Source organism: Monashia sp. HAY1-5C, from assembly GCF_056755255.1.
Genome location: NZ_JBPGXG010000608.1, coordinates 1 through 248, shown reverse-complemented (window position 1 = coordinate 248; position 248 = coordinate 1). Strand labels below are relative to the sequence as shown.

1 protein-coding gene is annotated in these 248 nt (G+C 68.5%); it reads right to left on the bottom strand.

Annotated elements, in window-relative coordinates; genetic code table 11:
- Positions 1-25: 25 nt before the first annotated feature.
- A partial coding sequence (locus ACR9ZK_RS22925) for a uroporphyrinogen decarboxylase family protein (protein WP_481344219.1) occupies positions 26-248 on the bottom strand: 223 nt, incomplete at its 5' end.

Sequence of the window (248 nt, the reverse complement as noted above, 5' to 3'; positions counted from 1 at the left end):
AGGCGGCCTCGTCGCGGACGACCTTCTAGAACTTCGGACCCTCGCCCTGCGCGAACGACAGGCCCAGGCCCATCGCGTCCGGCACGGTCAGGATGTCGCTGAACAGGATCGCCGCATCCAGCGGATAGCGCTCCAGCGGCTGGAGGGTGACCTCGGTCGCATAGTCCTTGTTGGTGGCCAGCCCCATGAAGCTGCCCGCCTTGGCACGCGTGTCGCGGTACTCGGGCAGGTAGCGGCCCGCCTGACGC